The sequence below is a fragment of the Heliomarina sp. genome, from assembly GCF_052826185.1.
Map to the genome: position 1 here is coordinate 163,004 of NZ_JBRBUI010000053.1, position 22,784 is coordinate 185,787.

The 22,784-nt window shown below is 61.4% G+C and carries 24 protein-coding genes; 13 read left to right on the top strand and 11 right to left on the bottom strand.

Annotation, left to right across the window (positions count from 1 at the left end):
• Nucleotides 1–876, top strand: a complete 876-nt coding sequence (locus ACU0FH_RS17435; RefSeq protein WP_446195949.1) for a dimethyl sulfoxide reductase anchor subunit family protein — start codon at nt 1–3, stop codon at nt 874–876.
• A 20-nt stretch (nt 877–896) separates the two neighbouring features.
• On the opposite strand, the gene dapA is transcribed toward ACU0FH_RS17435, so the two are convergent.
• Complete coding sequence (gene dapA / locus ACU0FH_RS17440; protein WP_446195950.1) at nt 897–1,769, bottom strand: 4-hydroxy-tetrahydrodipicolinate synthase; 873 nt, start codon at nt 1,767–1,769, stop codon at nt 897–899.
• Nucleotides 1,770–2,017: 248 nt separating this feature from the next.
• Here dapA and ACU0FH_RS17445 point away from each other — a divergent pair, with 248 nt between their 5' ends.
• Nucleotides 2,018–3,994, top strand: a complete 1,977-nt coding sequence (locus tag ACU0FH_RS17445; RefSeq protein WP_446195951.1) for a transglycosylase SLT domain-containing protein — start codon at nt 2,018–2,020, stop codon at nt 3,992–3,994.
• On the opposite strand, the gene ACU0FH_RS17450 is transcribed toward ACU0FH_RS17445, so the two are convergent.
• Together ACU0FH_RS17450 and mnmD are read right to left on the bottom strand one after the other, a co-directional pair.
• Nucleotides 3,968–4,885: a DMT family transporter gene (locus ACU0FH_RS17450; protein WP_446195952.1), complete on the bottom strand. Its 918-nt coding sequence runs from the start codon at nt 4,883–4,885 to the stop codon at nt 3,968–3,970. The genes ACU0FH_RS17445 and ACU0FH_RS17450 overlap by 27 nt on opposite strands.
• The gene (mnmD, locus tag ACU0FH_RS17455) at nt 4,882–5,547 is read right to left on the bottom strand and encodes a tRNA (5-methylaminomethyl-2-thiouridine)(34)-methyltransferase MnmD (RefSeq protein WP_446195953.1); all 666 of its coding nucleotides are present in this window, start codon (nt 5,545–5,547) and stop codon (nt 4,882–4,884) included. The genes ACU0FH_RS17450 and mnmD overlap by 4 nt, the downstream gene beginning before the upstream one ends.
• A 63-nt stretch (nt 5,548–5,610) precedes the next feature.
• Between mnmD and ACU0FH_RS17460 the strand changes: the two genes are divergently transcribed.
• Nucleotides 5,611–6,636, top strand: a complete 1,026-nt coding sequence (locus ACU0FH_RS17460; RefSeq protein WP_446196110.1) for an NAD(P)/FAD-dependent oxidoreductase — start codon at nt 5,611–5,613, stop codon at nt 6,634–6,636.
• On the opposite strand, the gene ACU0FH_RS17465 is transcribed toward ACU0FH_RS17460, so the two are convergent.
• From ACU0FH_RS17465 to ACU0FH_RS17480, 4 genes are all read right to left on the bottom strand, one after another.
• Nucleotides 6,633–7,439 carry an acyl dehydratase gene (locus ACU0FH_RS17465; RefSeq protein WP_446195954.1) on the bottom strand — a complete coding sequence of 269 codons (807 nt, stop codon included), beginning with the start codon at nt 7,437–7,439 and terminating at the stop codon, nt 6,633–6,635. The two genes, ACU0FH_RS17460 and ACU0FH_RS17465, sit on opposite strands and share 4 nt — an antisense overlap.
• 112 nt (nt 7,440–7,551) lie before the next feature.
• Entirely contained in the window at nt 7,552–8,094 is a 543-nt protein-coding gene (locus ACU0FH_RS17470; protein WP_446196111.1) for an NADPH-dependent FMN reductase, read from the bottom strand.
• Nucleotides 8,095–8,224: 130 nt separating this feature from the next.
• Entirely contained in the window at nt 8,225–8,881 is a 657-nt protein-coding gene (locus ACU0FH_RS17475; protein ID WP_238372311.1) for an OmpA family protein, read from the bottom strand.
• Between the two features lie 135 nt (nt 8,882–9,016).
• Nucleotides 9,017–9,865: a methylated-DNA--[protein]-cysteine S-methyltransferase gene (locus tag ACU0FH_RS17480; protein ID WP_446195956.1), complete on the bottom strand. Its 849-nt coding sequence runs from the start codon at nt 9,863–9,865 to the stop codon at nt 9,017–9,019.
• A gap of 217 nt (nt 9,866–10,082) precedes the next feature.
• Here ACU0FH_RS17480 and nth point away from each other — a divergent pair, with 217 nt between their 5' ends.
• Genes nth through ACU0FH_RS17495 form a run of 3 tightly spaced genes read left to right on the top strand, consistent with a single transcriptional unit; the run spans nt 10,083 to nt 12,315 of the window.
• Nucleotides 10,083–10,727 (top strand): endonuclease III, encoded by a 645-nt coding sequence (gene nth, locus ACU0FH_RS17485; protein WP_446195958.1) that lies wholly within the window; start codon nt 10,083–10,085, stop codon nt 10,725–10,727.
• Nucleotides 10,724–11,713, top strand: coding sequence for an adenosine kinase (locus ACU0FH_RS17490; protein ID WP_446195959.1), 990 nt, complete (start codon nt 10,724–10,726; stop codon nt 11,711–11,713). The genes nth and ACU0FH_RS17490 overlap by 4 nt, the downstream gene beginning before the upstream one ends.
• Before the next feature lie 2 nt (nt 11,714–11,715).
• Nucleotides 11,716–12,315 (top strand): GNAT family N-acetyltransferase, encoded by a 600-nt coding sequence (locus tag ACU0FH_RS17495; protein WP_446195960.1) that lies wholly within the window; start codon nt 11,716–11,718, stop codon nt 12,313–12,315.
• Nucleotides 12,316–12,351: 36 nt separating this feature from the next.
• Here ACU0FH_RS17495 and ACU0FH_RS17500 read toward each other — a convergent pair whose 3' ends face one another.
• Nucleotides 12,352–13,671 carry a dicarboxylate/amino acid:cation symporter gene (locus tag ACU0FH_RS17500; RefSeq protein WP_446195961.1) on the bottom strand — a complete coding sequence of 440 codons (1,320 nt, stop codon included), beginning with the start codon at nt 13,669–13,671 and terminating at the stop codon, nt 12,352–12,354.
• Between the two features lie 229 nt (nt 13,672–13,900).
• Here ACU0FH_RS17500 and aroC point away from each other — a divergent pair, with 229 nt between their 5' ends.
• From aroC to cobO, 4 genes are all read left to right on the top strand, one after another.
• Entirely contained in the window at nt 13,901–15,004 is a 1,104-nt protein-coding gene (gene aroC / locus ACU0FH_RS17505) for a chorismate synthase (protein ID WP_446195962.1), read from the top strand.
• A gap of 1 nt (nt 15,005) precedes the next feature.
• The gene (locus ACU0FH_RS17510; RefSeq protein WP_446195964.1) at nt 15,006–15,950 is read left to right on the top strand and encodes an AEC family transporter; all 945 of its coding nucleotides are present in this window, start codon (nt 15,006–15,008) and stop codon (nt 15,948–15,950) included.
• Between the two features lie 146 nt (nt 15,951–16,096).
• Nucleotides 16,097–17,035, top strand: a complete 939-nt coding sequence (locus ACU0FH_RS17515; RefSeq protein ID WP_446195965.1) for a DMT family transporter — start codon at nt 16,097–16,099, stop codon at nt 17,033–17,035.
• A 17-nt stretch (nt 17,036–17,052) separates the two neighbouring features.
• Nucleotides 17,053–17,652, top strand: coding sequence for a cob(I)yrinic acid a,c-diamide adenosyltransferase (cobO, locus tag ACU0FH_RS17520; RefSeq protein ID WP_446195966.1), 600 nt, complete (start codon nt 17,053–17,055; stop codon nt 17,650–17,652).
• A 48-nt stretch (nt 17,653–17,700) separates the two neighbouring features.
• Here the strand turns inward: cobO and ACU0FH_RS17525 are convergent, their stop codons facing one another.
• The gene (locus ACU0FH_RS17525; protein WP_446195967.1) at nt 17,701–18,666 is read right to left on the bottom strand and encodes a 2-hydroxyacid dehydrogenase; all 966 of its coding nucleotides are present in this window, start codon (nt 18,664–18,666) and stop codon (nt 17,701–17,703) included.
• A 253-nt stretch (nt 18,667–18,919) separates the two neighbouring features.
• Nucleotides 18,920–19,684, bottom strand: a complete 765-nt coding sequence (locus ACU0FH_RS17530) for a 23S rRNA (adenine(2030)-N(6))-methyltransferase RlmJ (RefSeq protein WP_446195968.1) — start codon at nt 19,682–19,684, stop codon at nt 18,920–18,922.
• Nucleotides 19,685–19,791: 107 nt separating this feature from the next.
• On the opposite strand from ACU0FH_RS17530, the gene ACU0FH_RS17535 reads away from it, so the two are divergent.
• The gene (locus ACU0FH_RS17535; RefSeq protein ID WP_446195969.1) at nt 19,792–20,496 is read left to right on the top strand and encodes a phosphatase PAP2 family protein; all 705 of its coding nucleotides are present in this window, start codon (nt 19,792–19,794) and stop codon (nt 20,494–20,496) included.
• Between the two features lie 11 nt (nt 20,497–20,507).
• On the opposite strand, the gene ACU0FH_RS17540 is transcribed toward ACU0FH_RS17535, so the two are convergent.
• Entirely contained in the window at nt 20,508–21,374 is an 867-nt protein-coding gene (locus ACU0FH_RS17540; protein ID WP_446195971.1) for a branched-chain amino acid aminotransferase, read from the bottom strand.
• A gap of 161 nt (nt 21,375–21,535) precedes the next feature.
• On the opposite strand from ACU0FH_RS17540, the gene ACU0FH_RS17545 reads away from it, so the two are divergent.
• Together ACU0FH_RS17545 and ACU0FH_RS17550 are read left to right on the top strand one after the other, a co-directional pair.
• Nucleotides 21,536–22,039 carry a MarR family winged helix-turn-helix transcriptional regulator gene (locus tag ACU0FH_RS17545; protein ID WP_088632339.1) on the top strand — a complete coding sequence of 168 codons (504 nt, stop codon included), beginning with the start codon at nt 21,536–21,538 and terminating at the stop codon, nt 22,037–22,039.
• Nucleotides 22,040–22,043: 4 nt separating this feature from the next.
• Complete coding sequence (locus tag ACU0FH_RS17550; RefSeq protein WP_238372297.1) at nt 22,044–22,745, top strand: response regulator; 702 nt, start codon at nt 22,044–22,046, stop codon at nt 22,743–22,745.
• Nucleotides 22,746–22,784: the final 39 nt, after the last annotated feature.

Below are 22,784 nucleotides of genomic sequence, written 5' to 3' on the forward strand. Positions count from 1 at the left end.
ATGAATCCCGCAGCTTCTGTTATCGCTTTCACCTCTCTCTCCGGGCTTGGCTTTGGTTTGCTCTTCTGGCTCGGGCTTGGGTTTCCACCTGTCACAGGCTGGGTCGCCTTCGTGTTCTTCGCGCTCGCCTACCTGCTGGCGGTCGGCGGTTTGCTCGCCTCGACCTTTCACCTCGGGCATCCGGAGCGGGCACTCAAGGCGTTTACCCAATGGAAGACAAGCTGGCTCAGCCGCGAGGCTTGGAGCTCTGTTGCCACGCTTTTTGTCATGGCCGCTTTCGGTGCCGGGCTTGTTTTCGCCGGGATCGCAGTCGCACCCGTCGGTTGGCTTGGCGCCGTACTTTCCCTGCTGACGGTCTTTACCACGTCGATGATCTATTCGCAGCTTCGGACGGTTCCCCGCTGGCATCAGCCGTTGACGCCGGTCCTGTTCCTGAGCCTCAGCCTGTCAGGCGGCGCTCTGCTGGCTGGCATGACAAGCGTCGCGCCATGGCTCTTGGTTCTGGCAGGGGTGATCCAGTGCCTGCACTGGTGGCGGGGCGATCAGGCACTGGCCAGCTCCGGCACGACACTCGCAACGGCAACCGGACTGGGCAGCATCGGCAAGGTTCGCTCTTTCGAACCGCCCCACACCGGCGGCAACTACCTGACCCGCGAGATGATCTACGTGATTGGTCGCAAACATGCGCGCAAACTGCGCGTCATTGCGCTTTTGTTGATGGTGGTTCTGCCCGCCGTTCTGTTGGTTCTGCCTTTCAGCCATGCGCTTGCAGCGCTGGCCGTCATCAGCCACCTTACGGGCGTTATCACATCCAGATGGCTGTTCTTTGCAGAGGCCGAACACGTGGTCGGCCTCTACTACGGCAAGCGAACGTAACCTAGCCGGGTCGCCAGGGATCAGATCAGACCGGCATGTTCCATGGCCGCATCGATCGCCGCCTTGGTGCTGTCTTCAAGCGCGGTCAGCGGCGAGCGGACTTCGTCGCTGCAGAGCCCAAGACGGGAAAGACCGTACTTGGCACCGGCCACGCCGGGTTCGATAAAGATCGCCTCGTGCAGCGGCATCAAACGGTCTTGATACTCCAGCGCCTTGACGAAATCGCCTTCTGCCATGGCCGCCTGGAATTCGGCGCAGAGCCGGGGCGCGACGTTAGCCGTGACCGAGATACAGCCGACGCCGCCATGCGCGTTGAAAGCAAGCGCGGTCGCGTCTTCGCCTGAAAGCTGGACGAAATCCTTACCGCAGGCGGCGCGCTGCTGGCTGACACGGTCGAGCTTTGCGGTCGCGTCCTTGACGCCAATAATTCGGGGCAGTTTGGACAGTTCGCCCATTGTCGCGGGAACCATGTCGATGACCGAGCGCGGAGGGATGTTGTAGATGATGATCGGCAGGTCGCAGCAGTCATGGACCGCGGTGAAATGCGCGATCAAGCCCTTTTGGGTCGGCTTGTTGTAATAAGGCGTAACGACAAGCGCGGCATCGGCACCGGCTTTCTCCGCGAAACGGATCAGCCGCACGGCCTCGGTCGTGTTGTTCGACCCGGCACCGGCGATCACCGGTACGCGCCCGGCTGCGGCCTTTACCACCTCTTCGACGACCTGCTCATGCTCTTCGTGGCTGAGGGTCGGGCTTTCGCCGGTGGTCCCGACGGGCACGATGGCCGCGGAGCCTTCCTCGACATGCCAGTCGACCAGACGTTTGAGTGCATAGATGTCCAGTTTGCCGTCGCGGAACGGGGTAACGAGGGCGGGCATTGAGCCTTTGAACATGGGCACTCTCCGTAGTTTAACGTGATGTTGACGGGTTTGCCCCATCAATCACCGGGCCTTTGGTGACGGGGGTCTCCCGTCCGGTAATTTCGGTTGCGTCGGCGGGTGAAATCCGCTGACAGGGTTGCGTTGTGCGGACGAGACTCATCCGGTCAAAGATGATCGCTGGCACGAAAGTGAGTTGATCCCGCCTATACAGGCTTTATCGTCTAGAGGCTCTAAACTCGTATGCTCGGGAAATGCAAGTGATGACACGCGTTCTGGCCCTTTTCGCCCTTATTTTGGCGGCTCTCACACTGCCCGCCTCGGCGGATAGTACCGACGATCTGCGCCGCGCGATGATCGAGATGCGGCAAGGGGATTACGAGTCGGCCCTGCGCACTGCCGGACGCGAAGGATCCATCGGGCGTGACGTGATCGAATGGCACCGGCTGCGGGCCGGGCGCGGCACTGGCGGCGAGGTCATCGCCTTTCTTGGCAGGCGCCCCGACTGGCCGGGTCTGGACTGGCTGCGCCGCAAGAGCGAAGGGGCGATTGCGGCCACGGGACAGGCGGAAGTGCTGCGGTTTTTCACCCAGTCACCACCGCAAAGCCCCGAAGGCGTGCTGGCCTTTGCCAATGCGCTGATCGATACGGACGCTCGCGGCGATGGCGAGGCAGCGCTGGTACTGGCATGGCGCACCATGCCAATGGGAAGCGCCATTCAGGCCGCCTACCTCTCAGCGCACAAGGAATTGCTGGCCCCTCATCACGAGGCGCGGCTCTCGCGCATGTTGTGGGACGGTCACCTCGACAGTGCCGGGCAGATGCTGAACATCGTGGATGACGCGCACCGTAAACTTGCCGAGGCGCGGATCGCCCTGCAGCAACAGGCTCCGGGCGTCGATACTAAGATTGCCGCCGTGCCCGCATCGCTCCAGAACGACCCCGGTATGGCCTATGACCGCTTTGTCTGGCGTGACAAGAAAGGGCGCGACGCCGACGCGATTGCCCTGATGCTTGAACGCAGTTCGAACGCCGAGTCGCTTGGCGACCCGGGCGCATGGGCCTATCGCAGGCTCAACCTTGCCCGTGCGATGATGCGCAGAGGCGATCCGGCACAGGCCTACAAGATCGCCGCGTCGCACCACACGACGCCTGAAGCGGGCTATGTCCACGCCGATCTTGAATGGCTCTCGGGGTTCCTAGCCCTGCGCAAGCTGAACAATCCCAAGGTCGCGCTGGAACATTTCCGCCGTTTCGAGGCCGCCGTTCAATCCCCGATCTCGCAGGGTCGCGGCGGATACTGGCTGGGCCGGGCGCATGAAGCGCTGGGTGAAGCCGACGCGGCCAAGCTCGCCTATGCGATGGGCGCGCAGTACCAGACCTCGTTCTACGGTCTGCTTGCGGCGGAACGAGCCGGGCTGCCGTTTGACCCGTCCCTGCGCCAGCCTCCGGAACTGCCCGACTGGCGCAATGCGGCTTTCATGGATTCCTCTGTCCTGATGGCTGGGCTGATGCTGCTGACAGCGGGAGAGGAAAACCTTGGCGAACGGTTCCTTACCCATCTGGTCGAATCGCAGGATGAGATCGGCGCGGGGCAGATGGGGCAGATGGCGGTCGAAATGGAACGGCCCCATCTGGCGGTGATGATCGCCAAGCGCGCGGCGCGGCAGGGGCAGATCCTCTACGGCGCTTACTATCCGATCCACCCCGTCGGCCGGATGGATCTGCCGATGGCGCCCGAGATGACCCTTGCCATCGCCCGCCGGGAAAGCGAATTCGACCACACGGTCATCAGCGGCGCCGGGGCGCGCGGCTTGATGCAAGTGATGCCGGCAACGGCCAAAATCGTCGCTTCGGGTCTCGGCATCCTCTCGGCACATGACACGGGCCGGCTGACCCGCGAATGGGACTATAACGCCAAGCTGGGCGCGAATTACCTTGCGACGCTCGCGGGCGATTTCACCGGCAATGTCGTCATGATGTCCGCAGGGTATAACGCCGGGCCGGGCCGCCCCTCGCGCTGGATGGAGCTTTACGGTGATCCGCGCCGTGCCGAACCGAAAGACGAGGTCGAGATCGTCGACTGGATCGAGATGATTCCCTTCGATGAGACCCGGAACTACGTCATGCGGGTCACCGAGAGCCTGCCTGTCTATCGCGCCCGGCTGGGCAAGGACCCTCTGCCAATCCCCTTCTCGCGCGAGCTTGCCGGGTCAACTCTTCTGGCGTTCGCGCCATAGGGTAAACAGCCCGGCTGCCACGATGATCGCCGCGCCAACGGCAACATTGGTGCGCAGCACCTCGCCAAAGACGATCATCCCGATGGCCGAGGCAAAAACCAGCTGGAAATAGGCAAAGGGCTGTACCGCGCTGGCCTCGGCGGCCTCGTAGCAGCGGATCAGCAGCCAGTGGCCGGATGCGCCTGTCAAACACAGCAAAGCCATCCAGGCGTAGTCAGTCTGGGTCATCGGCTCCCAGTACCAGAGACCGATGGCAGTCATGAACACCGCGCCCGTAACCCCCGTCCAGAAAAAGGAGGTGGCCGTGCGATCCCGCCGTCCGGCATAGCGGGTCAAAAGCCCGTAGACCGCGAACATAACCGCCGAGATCAGCGGAATCACCGCCAGCGGGTCAAAGACGCCGAAACCCGGTTGCAGGATGATCAACACGCCGACAAAGCCGATAGCGATGGCCGTCCAGCGTCGCCAGCCGACCTTTTCGCCCAGGATTGGACCGGAAAGCGCGGCCACCAAAAGCGGGTAGCAGGCAAAGACCGCATGGCTTTCAACAAGTCCCAGAAGGGTAAAACCGTAGATCGCCACACAGATCTCCCCGGCCAGCATCAGGCCGCGGAAAATCTGCAGATACGGCTGGCTGGTACGCGCCGCCGCGCGCAACCCGCCAGCCGTACGCGCCGCAAGCGCTATGACGAAAGTGGCGAAGAACCAGTAGCGGATCATGACCACCATGATGGTGTTGTATTCGCTTGCCAGGTGGCGCGAGATCGCGTCCTGCAGCGAGAAGACCACCGTGGTCGCCAACATGAGCGCCACACCGAGCGGGACGTTGTTGCTTTGCGTGGCAGGGGCCCGTGCCGGAACGGCGGCGCGCGGCAAATGTGTTTCGCTCATTCCAGAATCGCCCGTGTCATATGTCTCTTGCGCCCGTATCCCGGGACCCGTGTCACGTCAAACCCGGCCGCTTCCAGACCGCGGCGCACAAAGCCCGCCGCCGTGTAGGTCGCCGCTGTACCGCCCGGAACCGTATGAGCCGCGACCTCGACCATCAGCTCGGGTTGCCAGAGCTCGGGGTTCTTCGCCGGAGAGAACCCGTCAAGAAACCATGCGTCGGCGCCGCCCTGCCATGCGGCGAGGCTTTCCCGCGCGTCCCCGCCCACGATTTCAAGCGAAACGGAGGGATGGGAGAACGCACCACCCGCCCAGAAGGCCACCAGCGCCTCGGCCGGCTCGGCCAGTTCAGGGTAATGCGACAGGGCGCGGGTCATTTCCTCGTGGGACATGGGGAAACCCTCGAACCCCGTGTAGTGCAGGTGGCCGGGCGCGCCCGCCTTTTCCCATGCCACGAGGGTCGCCAGGAAATTCAATCCCGTGCCAAACCCAAGCTCGGCAATGCGAAACCCGTCGACGAACCGCTCTGGGAGATCATTCCCGGCAAGGAAAACATGGCGCGTTTCCGCGAGCCCGTTCTCGAGACTGAAATACGGATCGTCAAAGCGCTTGGAAACCGGGACACCGCTTTCCCGCCATTCGATCTCTGCCTTCTGGTGCTGCATCGCGCAATTCTCTAAACCATGCCCGGAACGGCGCGACACTGGCGAAAGGGGCTAACCTTGGCAATGGTCGATATCACGATCCGCGGGGCCGGTATCTTTGGTCTCTCTATCGCATGGGTCTGTACCCGGCGGGGCGCAAGCGTGCGCGTTGTCGACCCCAATGGCCCGGCCGCCGGGGCCAGTGGCGGGATCGTCGGCGCGCTGGCGCCGCATGTGCCCGAGAACTGGAACGAAAAGAAGGCGTTCCAGCTTGCCAGCCTGCTGATGGCCGAAAGCTTCTGGACCGAGGTTGCCCAGACCGGTGGCGTTTCCCCCGGCTATGCGCGGACCGGGCGGCTTCAGCCGATTGCGGATGAGCGCGCACTGGTTCTTGCCCAGTCGCGCGAAGACACCGCCGCCGAGCTGTGGCAGGATCATGCCCGGTGGGAAGTCATCGCCGCGCCCGAGGCTGGAACATGGTCGCCGCCCAGCGCCACGGGTTTCCTAATCCGCGATACGCTAAGCGCCCGCGTCCATCCCCGGCAGGCCTGTGCCGCGCTGGTCGCGGCCCTGTGCGCGATGGGCGTTGAAATAGTCAAAGAAACTGTGGACGAGGGGCAGGTTCTGCACGCAACTGGCGTCGCCGGGCTGGCTGAGATCAACCGCGCCAAGGGCAAGACCTTTGGCAATGGGGTCAAGGGGCAAGCCGCGCTTCTGGCATTCGACGCCGGGCCGCAAGCGCCCCAATTGTTCGCCGATACGCTGCATTTCATCCCCCACGCCGACGGGACGCTTGCCATCGGATCGACCAGCGAACGCGACTACAAAGACGGTCACAGCACCGATGCCCTGCTTGACGAGGTTCTGAATCGTGCCATTGCAGCCATGCCGGTGCTACGGGATGCCCCCGTTATCGAACGCTGGGCCGGTCTGCGGCCACGCTCACAAAGCCGGGCGCCGGTGCTGGGGGAACATCCGCTTTACCCGGGACAATTCATTGCCAATGGCGGCTTCAAGATCGGCTTCGGCATGGCTCCGCGTATTGCCGAGGTTATGGCCGACCTCATGCTGGAAGGGCGCGATGAAATGCCCGAGGGCTTTCGCGCCTAGGTCTCGGCGGTGGCCGTCATGCATTGCCTCCCATCCGGACCGCGCACCCAAAGCGTCTCGCCCGCGCGACAGAAACTGGCCCTCTCGGTATGGAGAAGAGGCGAGGACGCGCGGAAGGAAAATCGCTTGAGCGGCCCGATCAGGTCCTGCGCCATCAGCATCAGGACCTGCGCCAGCAAGGGACCATGCACCACCAGCCCGTCGTACCCCTCGGTGTCGCGGGCATAGTCCAGATCGTAATGAATTCGGTGACCGTTGAAAGTCAGGGCGGAATAGCGAAATAGCAGGGTCGTATCGAAATCCATGTCGCGCCGGTCGCTTTCATCCGTGCGGGCCGTTATGATCGGAGCGGGGTCGGCAGTTGGATCGGCATCCTCTCGGTAGACCAGATCCTGCCATTCCGAGAGGCACAGCTTTCCGTCCTGATAGATGTCATGGCGCAGCGTCACAAATCCGAGCGGACCGGAGCGGCCCGTCTTGTGCTGGGCCTGCTCGACCTCGCTGACTTTTTCTGCGGGCCTGCCAGCGATCAGCGGTGCATCAAAAGAAAGCCTGCCGCCCGCCCACATGCGTCGGGGCAACCCCATGTCCGGGATCAATCCCTCGCCGACGCGCGGATGACCATCGCGTCCAAGGTTCCCCGGCGGCTCTGGCGACCAGAAGTAGAGCTGATGGTAAAATGGCGGCAGGGCCGAGCCCGTTTCGATATCCGGCGTCTGACCCATGGAGACCTGAAAAGCCCGAGCGCGGGCGGGATCAATCAGATCAGTGAGCATTGCGCTGGTTACCGTGCCGGGTGTCATGGTGAAAGCCTAGGTTTGCAGGCTGCAGGAAACAAGCTGCAAGGACCGTGGTTCGGCTTTTGACCGCCGTCGCGGCGAAAACGCCATTGCGGCCTGCCGAAAACTCTTTCAGCTAACGCGCGATTTCCGCTCGCAGATTGTCCATCAACTGCTGCAGGGTTTCGATGTAAAGCTCTCCGGTCACCCGACCATCCTTGTCGAACTGGTTTGAACTGTCCGCCAGATACATTTCCGGCCCCTGCACAATCCGGGTGCGGAAAGGCACCATGAAGGTACGCAAGACCAATTGAGACCGTTCTCCGCCCGCGCGACCGGAAGAGGCCGACATCACGGCGAGCGGTTTACCCTGAAACGGTTTGCCCTTTACCCGGCTGATCCAGTCGAGCGCATTCTTCAGCACGCCGGACGGGCCCTTGTTATATTCAGGGGTCGAGATGAGGATACCATCCGCCTCGGCAATATTGGCCGCCGCGCCGCGCACCACGTCCGGGATGCCGTCCATCTTTTCGCGGTCGCCATCGTAGAGCGGGAAATTCAGGTTGAGCAGCATAAAGGATTCCGCATCGAACAGGCGGGCCGCTTCGTAAAGCAGGCGCGTGTTGGTCGAGTCCCTGCGCAAAGAGCCGGACAGTCCGACAAGCTTGTAGGTACTGATGAGAGACCCTCCCGTAATCAGATGGCGCTGGTAGAGAGGCTAGTGCGTACGGGCCGAAAGGAAACAGCGCAAAAGCAAACGCCGACCACAGCGGGTCGGCGTTTACGGTGGATTTATTGTGCCGCCGGGCTCAGCGCGGCAGGATAACGATCTCGACGCGGCGGTTCAGCGCGCGGCCCTCGGGGGTGAGGTTGGTCGCGATCGGTGCGTCTTCGCCGCGTCCGACAGTCACGATGCGCGATGCCGAGGTGCCGGAGCTGATCAGCACATTTGCGACCGATCCGGCGCGACGCTCCGAAAGATCCTGGTTGTAGGCGGCCTCACCGGTGTTGTCGGTATGGCCGATCACCTGAACGGTCGAATTCGGATAGGCCTGAAGGTTCTGCGACACAGCGCGCAGATCCGGCACCAGCGAGGAGCGCACGGCAAAACTGTCCGTGTCGAAAAGGATATCCTGCGGCAGGGTAACGATCAGACGGTCACCAGTGTTGGTTATCGTCACACGATCATTGCCCAGCGAATTGCGCAGTTCCGCTTCCTGCTTGTCGAGCTGGTTGCCGATCACGCCGCCGGCAAGACCGCCGATCACGGCGCCTGCTGCGGTCGCTTCGGTATCTCCGCCCGCAAGGTTGCCCACCAGCGCACCGACGCCGGCACCGATCAGAGCGCCCTTGTTGGTGTTACGGTTCGGGTTGGTCGGGTCATTCAGCCGCGCCGGGTCAGTGCCGCACGCGCTGAGAAATACTGCGCCGCCAAGAGCGACAGCCAAAGGTGTCTTGAAATTCATATCGGTCCTGCTCTGTATGGATCCCGTTCTTCGGGATATTGAACGCAGTAAACCATATTTCCGTCGCAGGGCGCAGCCGGAAACTGGCCTGCTTCGGCGAAATCCCGCCCATTCCTCACGTCACGCGGGGCAGGTTCAGGCGTCGTGGCGGGCCGATTCCCATGCCAGCATCGCCCGTTTGACGGGCAATCCCCAATGATATCCGCCAAGCCCGCCGGATTTCCGCAGCGCACGGTGACAGGGGATGAGCCAGCTGACCGGGTTGCGCCCGACGGCCGTGCCCACCGCCCGTACGGCGCGCGGGTTACCGATGGCCTCGGCGATTTCCGAATAGGTCGTGACATGCCCCGAGGGGATGTTCAGCAGCGCCTCCCAGACCTTGATCTGGAACGGAGCACCAATCAGGAAAAGCGGCGTGTCACTCAACCCTTCCTCACCGCCGAATGCACTGAGCACCCAAGGACGCAGGCGCATCACATCTTCGATATAGCGCGCCTTTGGCCAGCGACCGCAAAGGTCTTCCATCGCCGCCGCCTCACCCGCATCCGCCGCAAACCCCATACCGCAGATGCCTTTTTCAGTGCCCATGACCAGTGCCGGACCAAAGGGGCTTTCGAACCAGCCCCAGTAGATGGTCAGCCCCTCCCCGCCGCGTGCGTACTCGCCCGGGCTCATCGCTTCCCAGCGGAGGAACAGATCATGCAGACGTCCGCTGCCCGACATCCCGGTGGCCAGCGCCGTTTCAAGCGTTGTGAAGCGTTCGGCCAGCAAAGACTTGGCATGACCAAGGCGCAGGTATTGCTGGTAGCGCTTGGGTGAAACACCGACCCATGCCGAGAACAGCCGCTGAAAATGCGCAGGGCTCATGCCCATTTCGCGAGCCATTTCCTCGAGCGTGAGCGCGTCGCCGCCCTGATCGATAAGCTCGATCGCGCGGCGCATGACACCGTAGTGATACCCGGTCTCGGATGATTGGACATTCATGGAAACACCCTTTCCTTGCTGCTGCTCAACCTATCCCGACGGTGTCAACGGAGCGACCCGTTTCTTGTGGAAATCGACGCCACCTCATGCGCCAAAAGTCTTTAATTAAGACTTTTGCCAAGAATTTTTGAAAATTCTTGCGCCCCCGCAAGGTTCCGCAGGGGAGGGGTGGATTTTCCGTTGCGGTGCTGGCGCTTGCACGGCATTAAAGCCCGCAATGGCAAAACAACTCAGCTACCACACGATCCGCGAGATCTTTACCCGTTTCCATACGGCCGAACCCGAGCCGAAGGGAGAGCTGGATCATGTGAACGCCTATACGCTGGTTGTCGCCGTAGCGCTCTCGGCACAAGCAACCGATGCCGGGGTGAACAAAGCCACCGCCGCCTTGTTCAAGGTCGCGGACACGCCGCAGAAAATGCTCGATCTCGGTGAAGAAGGCCTCATCGAGCATATCAAGACCATCGGCCTTTTCCGCCAGAAGGCAAAGAACGTGATGAAACTGTCGCGTATCCTTGTCGAGGAATACGGCGGAGAAGTCCCCAATTCGCGCGCCGCGCTGCAGTCTCTCCCGGGCGTGGGGCGCAAGACGGCGAATGTCGTGCTGAACATGTGGTGGCACTATCCGGCGCAGGCGGTCGATACCCATATCTTCCGTCTCGGCAATCGCTCGGGCATCGCCCCGGGCAAGACGGTCGATCATGTCGAATGTGCCATCGAAGACAACATCCCGGCGGATTTCCAACTCCATGCGCATCACTGGATGATCCTGCATGGCCGCTACACCTGTGTCGCGCGCAAGCCAAAATGTCCGGCCTGCCTGATCCGCGACCTATGCCAATACGAGGAAAAGACTGAATGAAAACCTATGACATCGTCGGAATCGGCAACGCCATCGTGGACGTGATCTCGCAATCCGACGACAGCTTTCTCGACCTCATGGGCATCGAAAAGGGCATCATGCAGCTGATCGAACGCGAACGCGGCGAAACGCTGTACGGCGCGATGGAAAACCGCGTCCAGACGCCCGGCGGATCGGTTGCCAACACCATCGCCGGCGCGGGCGCGCTGGGTCTGAGTGCCGGTTTCATCGGCCGCGTCCATGATGACGCGCTCGGCCGTTTCTACGCCGATGCGATGAACGACAAGGGCATCGATTTCGTGAATCCACCGGTACCGGGCGGCGAATTGCCCACATCGCGGTCGATGATCTTCGTCTCGCCCGATGGCGAGCGGTCGATGAATACCTATCTCGGGATTTCCTCGGAGCTCAGCTCCGATGACGTTTCCTCGGAGGTGGCCAGCAACGCCAAGATCATGTTCCTCGAAGGGTATCTTTTCGACAAGGACAAGGGAAAAAGCGCGTTTCTGGAAGCCGCCCGCGATTGCCGTAAGGGCGGCGGCAAGACCGGCATCGCCATCTCTGACCCGTTCTGCGTCGAACGCCACCGGGCCGACTTTCTCGACCTGATCGAAAAGGATCTGGATTTCGTCATCGGTAACGAAGAGGAAATCAAGTCGCTGTTCGAAACCGACGATCTTGAAGAAGCCATCACCAAAACGGGCGCGATCTGCCCGCTGGTGGTCTGCACCCGGTCCGGTGACGGTGTCACCGTGCTGGCCGAGGGCAACCGAGTGGATGTGCCCGTGACAAAGATCGTCCCCGTCGACGCCACCGGCGCGGGCGACCAGTTCGCTGCAGGTTTCCTCTATGGTCTTGCCACGGGTCGCGATCTGGAAACCTGCGCAAAGATCGGCAACGTCTGCGCGGGCGAGGTGATTTCGCACATCGGTCCCCGGCCCGAAGCCGACATGCCCGAACTGCTGCGCAAGGCCGGTCTTCTCTGACCATGATCAAGGAAGGCTTTCACAAGGTACCGCTTGGCCATGTGGCGACCGTCGTCACCTATCTCGAGATGACCTCGCCCGCGGCCCTGCGCCCGGCGGAACTTCCCGAGGGTGTCACCCTGCGGAGCGTCACTGAACCGGATACTGTCTGGTACAAGGACCTGTTCATGCGGGTCGGCGGTCAGGACTGGCTCTGGTTCTCGCGGCTCAAGATGGAAAACAGCAAGCTGGGCGCGATCATCCGCGACCCCGATGTCCATATGTTCACGCTTGATCTTGACGGAACGTCGCAGGCCATTCTGGAGCTCGACTTTCGCGAGAAGGGCAAATGCGAGGTGGCGTTTTTCGGCGTCGCCCCTGCGCTGACCGGCAGCACGGCGGGACGTTGCCTGATGAACCACGCGATTACCTATGCCTTTGCGCAGGGGATCGACATGCTTCACCTGCACACCTGCACGCTGGATCACCCTAGGGCGCTGGCCTTTTACCGGCGCACTGGGTTCACGCCTGTCCGCCAGGAAATCGAGGTACTGGAAGACCCACGTCTGACCGGCGACCTTCCCAAAGAAGCCGCCCCGCACATTCCGATTTTCGCCTTATGATACCCGGCGGCGTCACCAGCGCCGCCGGATCCGATATCAGTGTGGCTTGGCGTATTGCGCCAGTTCCGCCTCGGCTGTTTCGTCTATGTCCAGCTCTTCGTCCGTGATCAGCCCGGCGTTCGGGTCGTTGAATACCGCAAGGTCGATCTTGTTCTCCCCCTTGGCGACGATGGTCGAAACCACCGCATCGCCGGTGATGTTGACGGCTGTCCGGATCATGTCCATCAGCCGGTCGACCCCAAGGATCAGGGCGATGCCTTCGATCGGCAGCCCGACCTGACCAAGCACCATCGTCAGCATGACAAGGCCAACGCCCGGCACGCCCGCTGTCCCGATCGAGGCCAGAACCGCCATTGCGATCACAGTGATATAGCCGCCAAGACCAAGGTCGATACCGTAGACATTGGCAAGGAACACGGTGGCGACACCCTGCATGATCGCAGTGCCGTCCATGTTAATCGTCGCGCCAAAGGGCACGCAGAAGGACGCGACCGAGTTATCGACCCCCACCCGTTCCGTCACCGAGCGCAGCGTGACAGGGATAGTCGCGTTCGATGAGGCCGTGGAAAAGGCGAAGATCTGCGCCGGGCGCATCTTTTGCATGAAGATGAACGGGTTCAGCCCGGTGAACAGCTTGAGCATCAGCATCAGCGTCACGAAAAGATGCAGGAACAGGGCCGCGACCAGCGTCAAGACATAGGCGAGAACCGGGCCGAACAGCTCGATCCCCTGTTCGGTGAAGGTTTTCGCGATCAGGCAGAATACGCCATAGGGCGCAAAGGCCATGACGATGGAAACGACCTTCATCATCAGTTCGTTCATGTATTCGCAGCCCTCGACAAATGCCTTGGACCTGCCCCCAAGCATCAGCACCGCGACGCCAAGGATAACTGTGTAAAAAATGACCTGCAGCATGTCGCCGTTGGCGAAGGCGGCGACCGGATTGGTCGGCACGATGCCTGCAAAGACATCCCAGACCGAAGGCGCTTCCTTGCCGGTGACACCGCTGGTGTCGACACCTTCCATGTCGAAACCCTGACCCGGACCGACAAGCGTCGCAAGCAGTATGGCAACCGCAATGGCGATAGCAGTGGTGGTGAGGTAAAGCACGAAACTCTTGCCGCCCACCCTTCCGAGGATGCGGATATCGCCGATCCCGGTAACCCCGTTGATCAGGGAGAAGAACACAAGAGGCACGACCAACATCTTGAGAGCATTGACAAACATCTTGCCAATCATCCCGAAGAAACCGCCAACGATATGGGTATTGATGAAATCGCTGTCGATCATGTTGAGTATCACGCCAAGGATCAGGCCCGCGATCATCCCGATCATCACCTTGACGGTAAGAGACATTTTTCCGCTGCCTGTCGCGCTATGAGTCACAGTCATGGTTCACTCCACTCATTCCCCGATCTGCTTCAATGGTGGCATGAAACTTTCGATTTCTATAGTAAATTTTCATCTTTTGGTTGTGGCTGCTTGGGATTGGCCCATGAAATCGCCCGATTTTCAGCGACCAAGCGCGATTGCGCGCCCGATCCCGATGGGGTAACCGAAGCAAGGTTTTGAAAGGGCGCCCGACATGACGACCAACAGTTTTGGCCATCTTTTCCGTGTCACCACGTGGGGCGAAAGCCATGGTCCGGCGCTTGGCGCAACGGTTGATGGTTGCCCTCCGGGTGTCAAAATCGACGAGGCGGTGATCCAGCACTGGCTTGACCGGCGCAAACCCGGCCAGTCCAAGTACACGACCCAGCGGCGTGAACCTGATCAGGTGCGGATCCTCTCGGGCGTCTTCGAAGGACAGACTACAGGGATGCCCGTCCAGCTGATGATCGAAAACACCGATCAGCGGTCGAAAGACTATTCCGAGATCATGGACAAATTCCGCCCCGGCCATGCAGACATAACGTATTGGCAGAAATACGGAATTCGTGATTATCGCGGTGGCGGGCGGTCGTCGGCACGCGAGACTGCGGCGCGCGTCGCCGCGGGCGGTCTGGCGCGCGAGGCGATCCGCGTCCTGGCGCCAGAGGTCAAGATCACTGGCTACATGACGCAGATCGGCCCGCACGGGATCGACCGCGAAAACCTTGACCTTACCCAGATTGAGGAAAACCCTTTCTGGTGTCCCGATGCCGGTGCGGCCGAGACTTGGGCCGGTTACCTCGACGGCCTGCGCAAGTCCGGCAATTCGGTCGGCGCCATCGTCGAAGTGACCGCCAGCGGCGTGCCCGCCGGACTTGGCGCGCCGGTCTATGGCAAGCTCGACACCGATATCGCTGCCGCGATGATGAGCATCAATGCCGTCAAGGGTGTGGAAATCGGTGAAGGCATGGCAGCGGCAATGCTGACCGGCGAAGAAAACGCCGACGAGATCTTCATGGGCAATGACGGCCAGCCGGTTTATTCCAGCAACCACGCGGGCGGGGTCCTTGGCGGCATCTCGACCGGGCAGGATTTGGTTGTACGTTTCGCGGTCAAGCCGACCTCCTCGATCCTCAAAACCCGCCAGACGATCACCAAATCCGGCCAGTCGACCGATATCATCACCAAGGGGCGTCACGACCCCTGCGTCGGCATCCGCGCCGTGCCGGTAGGCGAGGCGATGATGGCCTGCGTGATCCTCGACCACCTGCTGCTGCATCGCGGTCAGGTCGGGGAAAACCGGGGCAAGATCGGCTGAAATGCTCTCAATTCTGGGCATTGTCTTCCCGCTTTTCGCGGTGATCGCCGTTGGCTATGGCGCAGTCCGCGCCGGATGGTTCAAACCCTCGGACATGCCGGTGCTTGGCCGGTTCGTGATGCAGCTTGCCCTGCCCGCCCTGCTGTTTCACGCGGTTGCCTCGCGCGACCTGCACGAGGTCATCGACACTGGCTATATCACGATCCTGCTTGTCGGCGGGCTGCTGACCGTCGTGGTCACGTTCGGCTGGTTCTCACTGACCGCATCGGACAAGCGGCGGCGCGCGATTGCCGTCATGGGCTCGGTCTGCCCGAATTCCAGCTTTGTCGGCTATCCGCTGATGCTGATGGTTTTCCCCGATCTCGCAGGCGTCATCCTAGCGCAGAACGTGTTGATCGAGAACATTCTGTTCATACCGCTGACGCTTATCCTTGTCGATCTGGCCGAAGACCGTCCGGACCTGTCCCTCCCCAAGCTGCTGGTGACGGTGATCTGGGGATTCCTCAAGCGTCCGATGGTGATCGCGCTGCTCGCTGGCCTTGTCTTCTCGATGGCGGGCCTGCATCTACCCGGCCCGGCAGACCGGTTCTTTACCCTGCTCGCCGGGGCAGCCTCCGCCGTGGCGCTGGTGGTGATCGGTGGCTCGCTGGTTGGTCTGCCGCTGACCGGGAACCGCGCGATGGCGGTCCAGATCGCGGCCGCCAAGCTTCTGGTGCACCCGGCGCTGGTCGCGCTTTCCGCCGCGCTTCTGATCGGCGCAGGGGTGGTGTCGCTATCTCCGGATATGCACACAAGCGTCATCCTGACCGCCGCCATGCCCATGTTCGCGATCTACACCGTTTTAGCACAGGAACGCGGCCTTGGCGGGGCCGCATCGCTGGCGCTGCTTGCCGGGACCAGCAGCGCCTTTTTCACGCTAAGCATTTTCCTCTGGTTGCTGACCTGAAGGGGTCGCTCCCGAACCAAAATCGCGGTGATACCTGCGTTGAATAGCACCCGCACCGCGGACCGGCCGCAACAGCCACGTCCCGCCTGCAAGGCTGCAAAATCAACCCGTTGATCTTTCCCGCGCCACGGCGCAGGTTCGCGCGCATGCCACAGCCCCTGTCTTCTCACCGTCCCGGCCTTGCCATCGTCCTCAAGATCTCAGCGATCGGTTTCTTTTCGGTCATGGCGGCGATGATCAAGGCGACCTCGGAAGAGATTCCGCCGGGCGAAGCCGTGTTTTTTCGGTCGCTCTTTGCGATCCCGGTGATCTTTGTCTGGCTGGCCGCGCGTGGTGAATTGCGCCACGGCCTGTCGACCCGAAACCCGCGCGGGCATTTCTGGCGCGGGGTACTGGGCACTTCGGCCATGGGGATGACATTCGCCGGGCTTGGCATGCTGCCCCTGCCCGAGGTCACGGCGCTTGGCTATGCCGCGCCGATCTTTACGGTGATCTTCGCCGCTATTATGCTGGGCGAAAAGATCCGCCTCATCCGGATTACCGCTGTTGTCATCGGTTTGGTCGGGGTTGTCATCATGCTCTGGCCACGGCTGGGCGGCGGCGCCGATCTGGGCGATACGGCGACGCTAGGCGCGGTCCTGATCCTTTGCGCAACCATCGCGCGGGCGCTGGTGCAGATCCACATCCGCCAGCTTGTCCAGACCGAACATGCCGCCGCCGTCGTGTTCTATTTCTCGGTCACGGCCACGGTACTGTCACTGGTCACGGTCTTTTTCGGCTGGGTCCTGCCGTCGCCGCAGAACCTGTTCCTGCTCATCAGCGCGGGGCTGCTGGGCGGCATCGCGCAGATCCTCGTGACCTCGTCCTATCGTTTCGGCCCCGCCTCTATGCTGGCGCCCTATGATTACACATCCATGTTGTTCGCGATCCTGATCGGCTATGTCTGGTTCGCCGAACTGCCGACGCTGGTGATGCTGGCCGGTGCGGTGCTGGTCATCGCGAGTAACGGTATCGTCGTCTGGCGCGAACGCCAACTTGGCCTGCAACGCACCAAGGCGCGGGCCGTCACCGACCCCAAAGCCTGATCCAAGGAGGAGATCCCATGTCCGACAGCACAACGCACAAGGAAGAAATGCAAAAGGTTCAGGCCGAGCAGCGCGAGAAGATATCCAAGCTGCAGGATCCGGAACGCGGGCTGGTGCTTGTCCATACCGGCGCGGGCAAGGGTAAATCCTCCTCCGCTTTCGGCGTACTGATCCGCGCGCTTGGCTGGAAACAGACCTGCGGCGTCGTCCAGTTCATCAAGGGCAAGTGGATCACCGGCGAGCGCCGCTTCTTTCAGGACCTCGGCGGCGTGACGTGGCACACGATGGGCGAAGGTTTCACCTGGGACACGCAGGACCGCGAACGCGACATCGCCGCCGCAACCGCCGCTTTTGACAAGGCCTGCGAGATGATGAAAAGCGGGGAATATGACCTGATCGTGTTGGACGAGATCAACATCGCCCTGCGTTACGGTTATCTGTCGGTGGAACAGGTGATCGCGGGTCTCGACGCGCGCGACAAGCGCACGGGCGTGATCCTGACCGGGCGCGACGCTAAACCCGAGCTTTGCGAATATGCCGACCTCGTAACCGAGATGGGCGAGGTCAAACACCCGTTCAAAGCCGGGATCAAGGCCCAGCGCGGGGTGGACTACTGAAACCCGCGCCGGACAGGCGATGGCGGCACCCCGCCATCGCATTCTCGTTCAGTAGCCGACAGACCGGTCCACGGCCCCCGGTGGCACCTTGCCTTCGCTAAGCGCGATGTAATTCTCGACCACCTGCCGCAAGACCTCGCGCCGCGTCGTGTCCGACGCCTTGTGCGGCGTCACCAGCACATTCGGCAGCGTCCAGAACACGTGATCGGCGGGCAACGGCTCCTGACGGAACACGTCCAGCGTGGCAGACCCGATCTGACCCGACTTGATCGCCGCGAGGAAATCCTCTTCTACCATGTGTTCACCACGCCCGATCTGGACCAGCGCCGCGCCCTTTGGCAGCTTTGCAAAAAGCTCGGCGTTCAGCACGTCGCGTGTATCTTCGGTCAACGGCAACAGGTTGACGAGAATGCGCGACCGGGCCGCGACCTGTTCGACCGCATCCTCGCCGACGATGATCTCGACACCGGGCTCGGGATCTTTCTCGCTGCGGCAGGCGACAATGACCGGATAGCCCATCGCGACCAGAGCCCGGGCGGTCTGACGCCCCATCAGGCCAAAACCCAGAATGCCAACCGGAACCTGCGAGGGCATGTCGGTCGAATGGGAATGTGCCCAGCGTTTTTCCTCCTGCGCCTTGAGGAATTCGCCCATCTTACGGTGATGCCAGATCACGTGCCATGCCGCGAAACCAGCCATTTGGCGGGCCTGCTCATCGTCACGGATCCGGGTAACGGTCGCGCTTTCCGGCAGCGATGGGCAGGCAAAGATGCTGTCCACGCCCGCCGCGATCGACGACACCATCTTGACGTTGGGAAAGCGCTCGAAAGCATCGTCCTCGGGTGCCCATACCAGCGCGCAGGTCACAGCCGAGGGATCCTCGACCTCGTCCGGGCGCACAAGGTTGAGGCGCGGTTCCTTCGCCTTGGACATGGCCCGCTTGATGTCATAGCCGTCACGCGACAAGGTGACGACGGTCAGCGGCGTGGCTTCGGTGATCGGGGTGTCCTTCATGCCATGGCTCCTTTACCGCAGCGATACGAGGGGGAGACAAGGGCGCGAGAGCCCTGGAAACGTCTTGTCATTCTGTCTGTCTTTCCTTTGCCGACGCCGCCCGTCACGGCTGCGATTTTCGTCGCGAAGCTAGACGGCAGAGACCGGGAATGTCGACCTGCCGGAAGCCAGAAAAAGCGAAAATCTCTACAAAAGTCCCCGGTGCGCCAGTGGAATGAACAGGTCCGCCCCGCCGGTGCCGGACGGCGCCCATTCAGCCGAGATAAGACTCCAGTTCGGAGACAGCATGATCCAGCCCCCATGGCGGGTTGATCACCACCATCCCGCTGCCGATCATGCCATGTCCCGGACGGGCCGCCGCGAAATTCAGCTGGTGGTGCAGCATGTCTCCGGCCAAGTCCGGGAGCGCCCCGGTCAGCGTTTCATGCATCCCGTTGCTCAGGATCGGATACCAGAGCATCAGCACTCCGACCGGCCATTTCCGGTGCAGATCGCGCAGGAGTTTGGGCATCACCTGCCATTCGTCCTTGATCTCGTAGCTCGGGTCGATCAGCGCCACGCCGCGCCGTGGCGTCGGCGGCGCAAGCGAGAGCAGCATCTGCACACCATCGGTCTGCCTGATGTGCACCGATCTGACGTTTTCGCGCAGCGCCGCGACTTCCTGCGGGTGCATTTCGGCCAGCGTGATCGTGTCTTCGCCTCTCAGGAGTGTCCGGGCAATCAGTGGCGATCCAGGGTATGCGTCCGCGCCCGCCATGTCACGGATCGCGCCCAACGCCCGCATATAGGGATGATCGGGCGGAAAGCGCTCCTGAACCCGCGCGATGCCGGCCCCGGCTTCGCCGGTCTTGAGCGCCTCGGTCCCCGACAGATCATAAAGGCCCCTGCCCGCATGCGATTCCATGTAGGAAAGGGGTTTTGGCTTTTGCACCAGATAGTCGAGCACACAGGACAGGATGGCATGTTTATGCACGTCCGCCATGTTCCCGGCATGATATGCGTGTTGATAAGACAACATTTACCTGCGTCCTCGATACTTCGGAACCGTCTTCATCACATCAACGTTTAACATCGACACATTTCTGTCATGAAACTGTCATAATTTGTTTTTGACGAGGATGTCCGATGGACGAATACCTTCTCCTGCTCAGTAATTCGATACTCGGACATTCTGACAAGATCGACTACCATATTCTCTTTTTGGCTAGAAACCCGCTTACGAAAAGCCTGCCGCTTATCGTCTGCTTTTGGGCGCTTTGGTTCGTAATGAAGCAAGGGCAATACATCAACCGCTCACGCGTGGCGGCAAGCTTCATCATTGCGCTCGTGTCTATAATAGTTGGTCGTTTCCTTGCCGTGGTCTTGCCGTTTCGCCTGCGTCCGATACACACGCCCGACATCGACATCACTGTATTTGAGGGCCTCGGCCGCAGGACGCTTGATGGGTGGAGTTCCCTGCCCAGCGATCATGCGATTTTTTTCGCATCGCTCTGTGCCTGCGTTTTCATGATAAACCGCCCGCTGGGCATCATCATCAGCATCTACAGTTTTTTCATCGCATTGCTGCCCCGCGTCATATACGGGCTGCACTGGCCATCCGACGTATTCGTCGGGATCCTCATCGGGGCCGCCTTGGCTGCTCTGATGATGAAACCGTTGCAGAACGCGATTGAACGCATGGGGCTTGTCGATACGGCACTACGTTACGAGATCTTGTTTTACCCGGCCATGTTCCTGCTGACTTTTCAGATGGCGACCATGTTCGACTCGCTACGTGCCGTGCTTGAGGTGGCGAAGAACACCGTGATGTTCTTCGCCCGAGCGATCTAAATCCGGTCCGCTTAGCTGCGGACCAGTTTTTCGTAGCTTTCCGAGATATCGCGGGTCATTGCGCCGACTTCGAAGTTATACGTCCCGATCTGGCCGACGGGCGTGACTTCGGCGGCGGTGCCCGTAAGCCAGCATTGCTCAAAGCTTTCCAGTTCCTCGGGCATAATGTGGCGCTCATGCACCTTGATCTGCTTGTCTTTTAGCATGCCGATCACGGTCTGGCGCGTAAGTCCGTTCAGGAAGCAATCCGCGTCCGGTGTGTGAACCTCGCCGTCCTTGACGAAGAAGATATTGGCGCCGGTGGCTTCGGCGACATAGCCACGATAATCCATGAAGAGCGCGTCCGAGCAGCCCTTGGCCTCGGCCGCGTGCTTGGACATGGTGCAGATCATGTAAAGACCGGCGGCCTTGGCGTGAACCGGGATGGTTTCCGGGCTTGGGCGTTTCCATTTCGAGATGTCGAGCTTGGCGCCCTTCATCTTGGCGTCGCCGTAATAATTGCCCCATTCCCAGCCGGCTATGGCCAGACGAACCGGGTTGCGCGCCGCCGAAACGCCCATGTCCTCGCCGGCGCCGCGCCATGCGACCGCGCGCACATAGGCATCGGTCCAGCCGTTCGCCTCGAGCATCGCATATTTTGCCGCTTCGATCTCATCGACGGTGTAGGGAATTTCGAAATCCAGCATCTGCGCCGAGGCGCGCAGCCGCTCGGAATGCTCTACGCCTTTGAAAATCTTGCCACTATAGCAGCGCTCGCCTTCGAAAACCGAGCTGGCGTAATGCATGGCATGGGTCAGGATATGGACATTTGCGTCGCGCCAATCGACCAGTTTTCCGTCCAACCAGATCTTGCCGTCGCGATCATCATATGCCGACATAGTCTTACTCTCCTGCGCCCTAGGATTTTCAATTGTTGCGCTACAAGCGGATAAACCGGATATATTATTGCGCGAAATCTGCGATTCGATACCGCTTGGCCCTTGGAATGTCAATATCGCTGACTTATGCTGCCTAAAAACGTGACGAAATGAGAAAAGCGATGTCGGACACGAGAGCGGGTCAAGCGCAACGGGGCGGGAACCTTCTTTTCCTCACGGACGAGCAATTGCGGCAGGGCATCGAGGCGATGTTCTTTGCCTATCGCGGCTTTACTGCAGATCCCGACCGTATTCTTGCCGAGCTGTCCTATGGGCGCGCGCATCACCGGGCGATCCACTTCATCAACCGGGCGCCGGGCACCACGGTCAACAACCTGCTCAGCATACTCGGGGTGACCAAGCAATCCCTGAACAGGGTGCTGCGGGCGCTGATCGCCGACGGGCTGGTATCGAGCCGTGTCGGCACCACCGACAAGCGCGAGCGGCATCTCTATCTGACAGAAAAGGGGCGCGAGCTGGAGGCAGAGTTGAGCGATGCCCAGCGCGCCCGGATGCGAGCCGCCTTTCGCGATGCCGGCCCCGAGGCGGTTGCCGGTTTCAGACTTGTGCTTGAATCGATGATGGACCCGGACATGCGGCGTGCCTATACCCGGCTGAGGGATTGAGGGTATGGCGGAAATGGACGCCCATCTGCTGATAGTCGATGATGACGAGCGCATCCGGGATTTGCTGAAGAAGTTCCTGATGAGGAACGGTTTCCTCGTCAGTGCGGCCCGCGACGCGGCCCATGCCCGGAGGATCCTGACCGGCTTGCAGTTCGATCTGGTGGTACTGGACGTGATGATGCCCGGCGAGGACGGGATCAGCCTGACCCGCGCCCTGCGTGAAACGATGACGACGCCGATCCTGCTGCTGACCGCCAAGGGCGAGACCGAGAACCGCATCGCGGGGCTCGAAGCCGGGGCGGATGATTACCTTGCCAAGCCTTTCGAGCCCAAGGAATTGCTGCTGCGGATCAACGCGATCCTGCGGCGAATGCCGGAAACGCCTGCCGCCACCGGTGCGCCGAAGTTCCTGAATCTTGGCGCGATCCGCTATGACGTGGAACGGGGCGAGATGTGGCAGGGCGAGGATCTGGTCCGGCTGACCGCCACCGAAAGCCAGCTGATGAAGATCTTCTCGGCCTGCCCGGGCGAGGCGGTGAGCCGCACCAAGCTGGTGGAGGATCTTGGCCGCGACCGGGGCCAGGCACAGGAACGCGCGGTGGACGTGCAGATCACCCGGTTGCGGCGCAAGATCGAGACCGATCCGAAACAGCCGCGCTATCTTCAGACCGTGCGCGGCGCGGGGTATATGCTGGCGCCGGACTGAGGGCGTCGAAGCCGCTGCGCGGCGATTTGATGCCTCCGG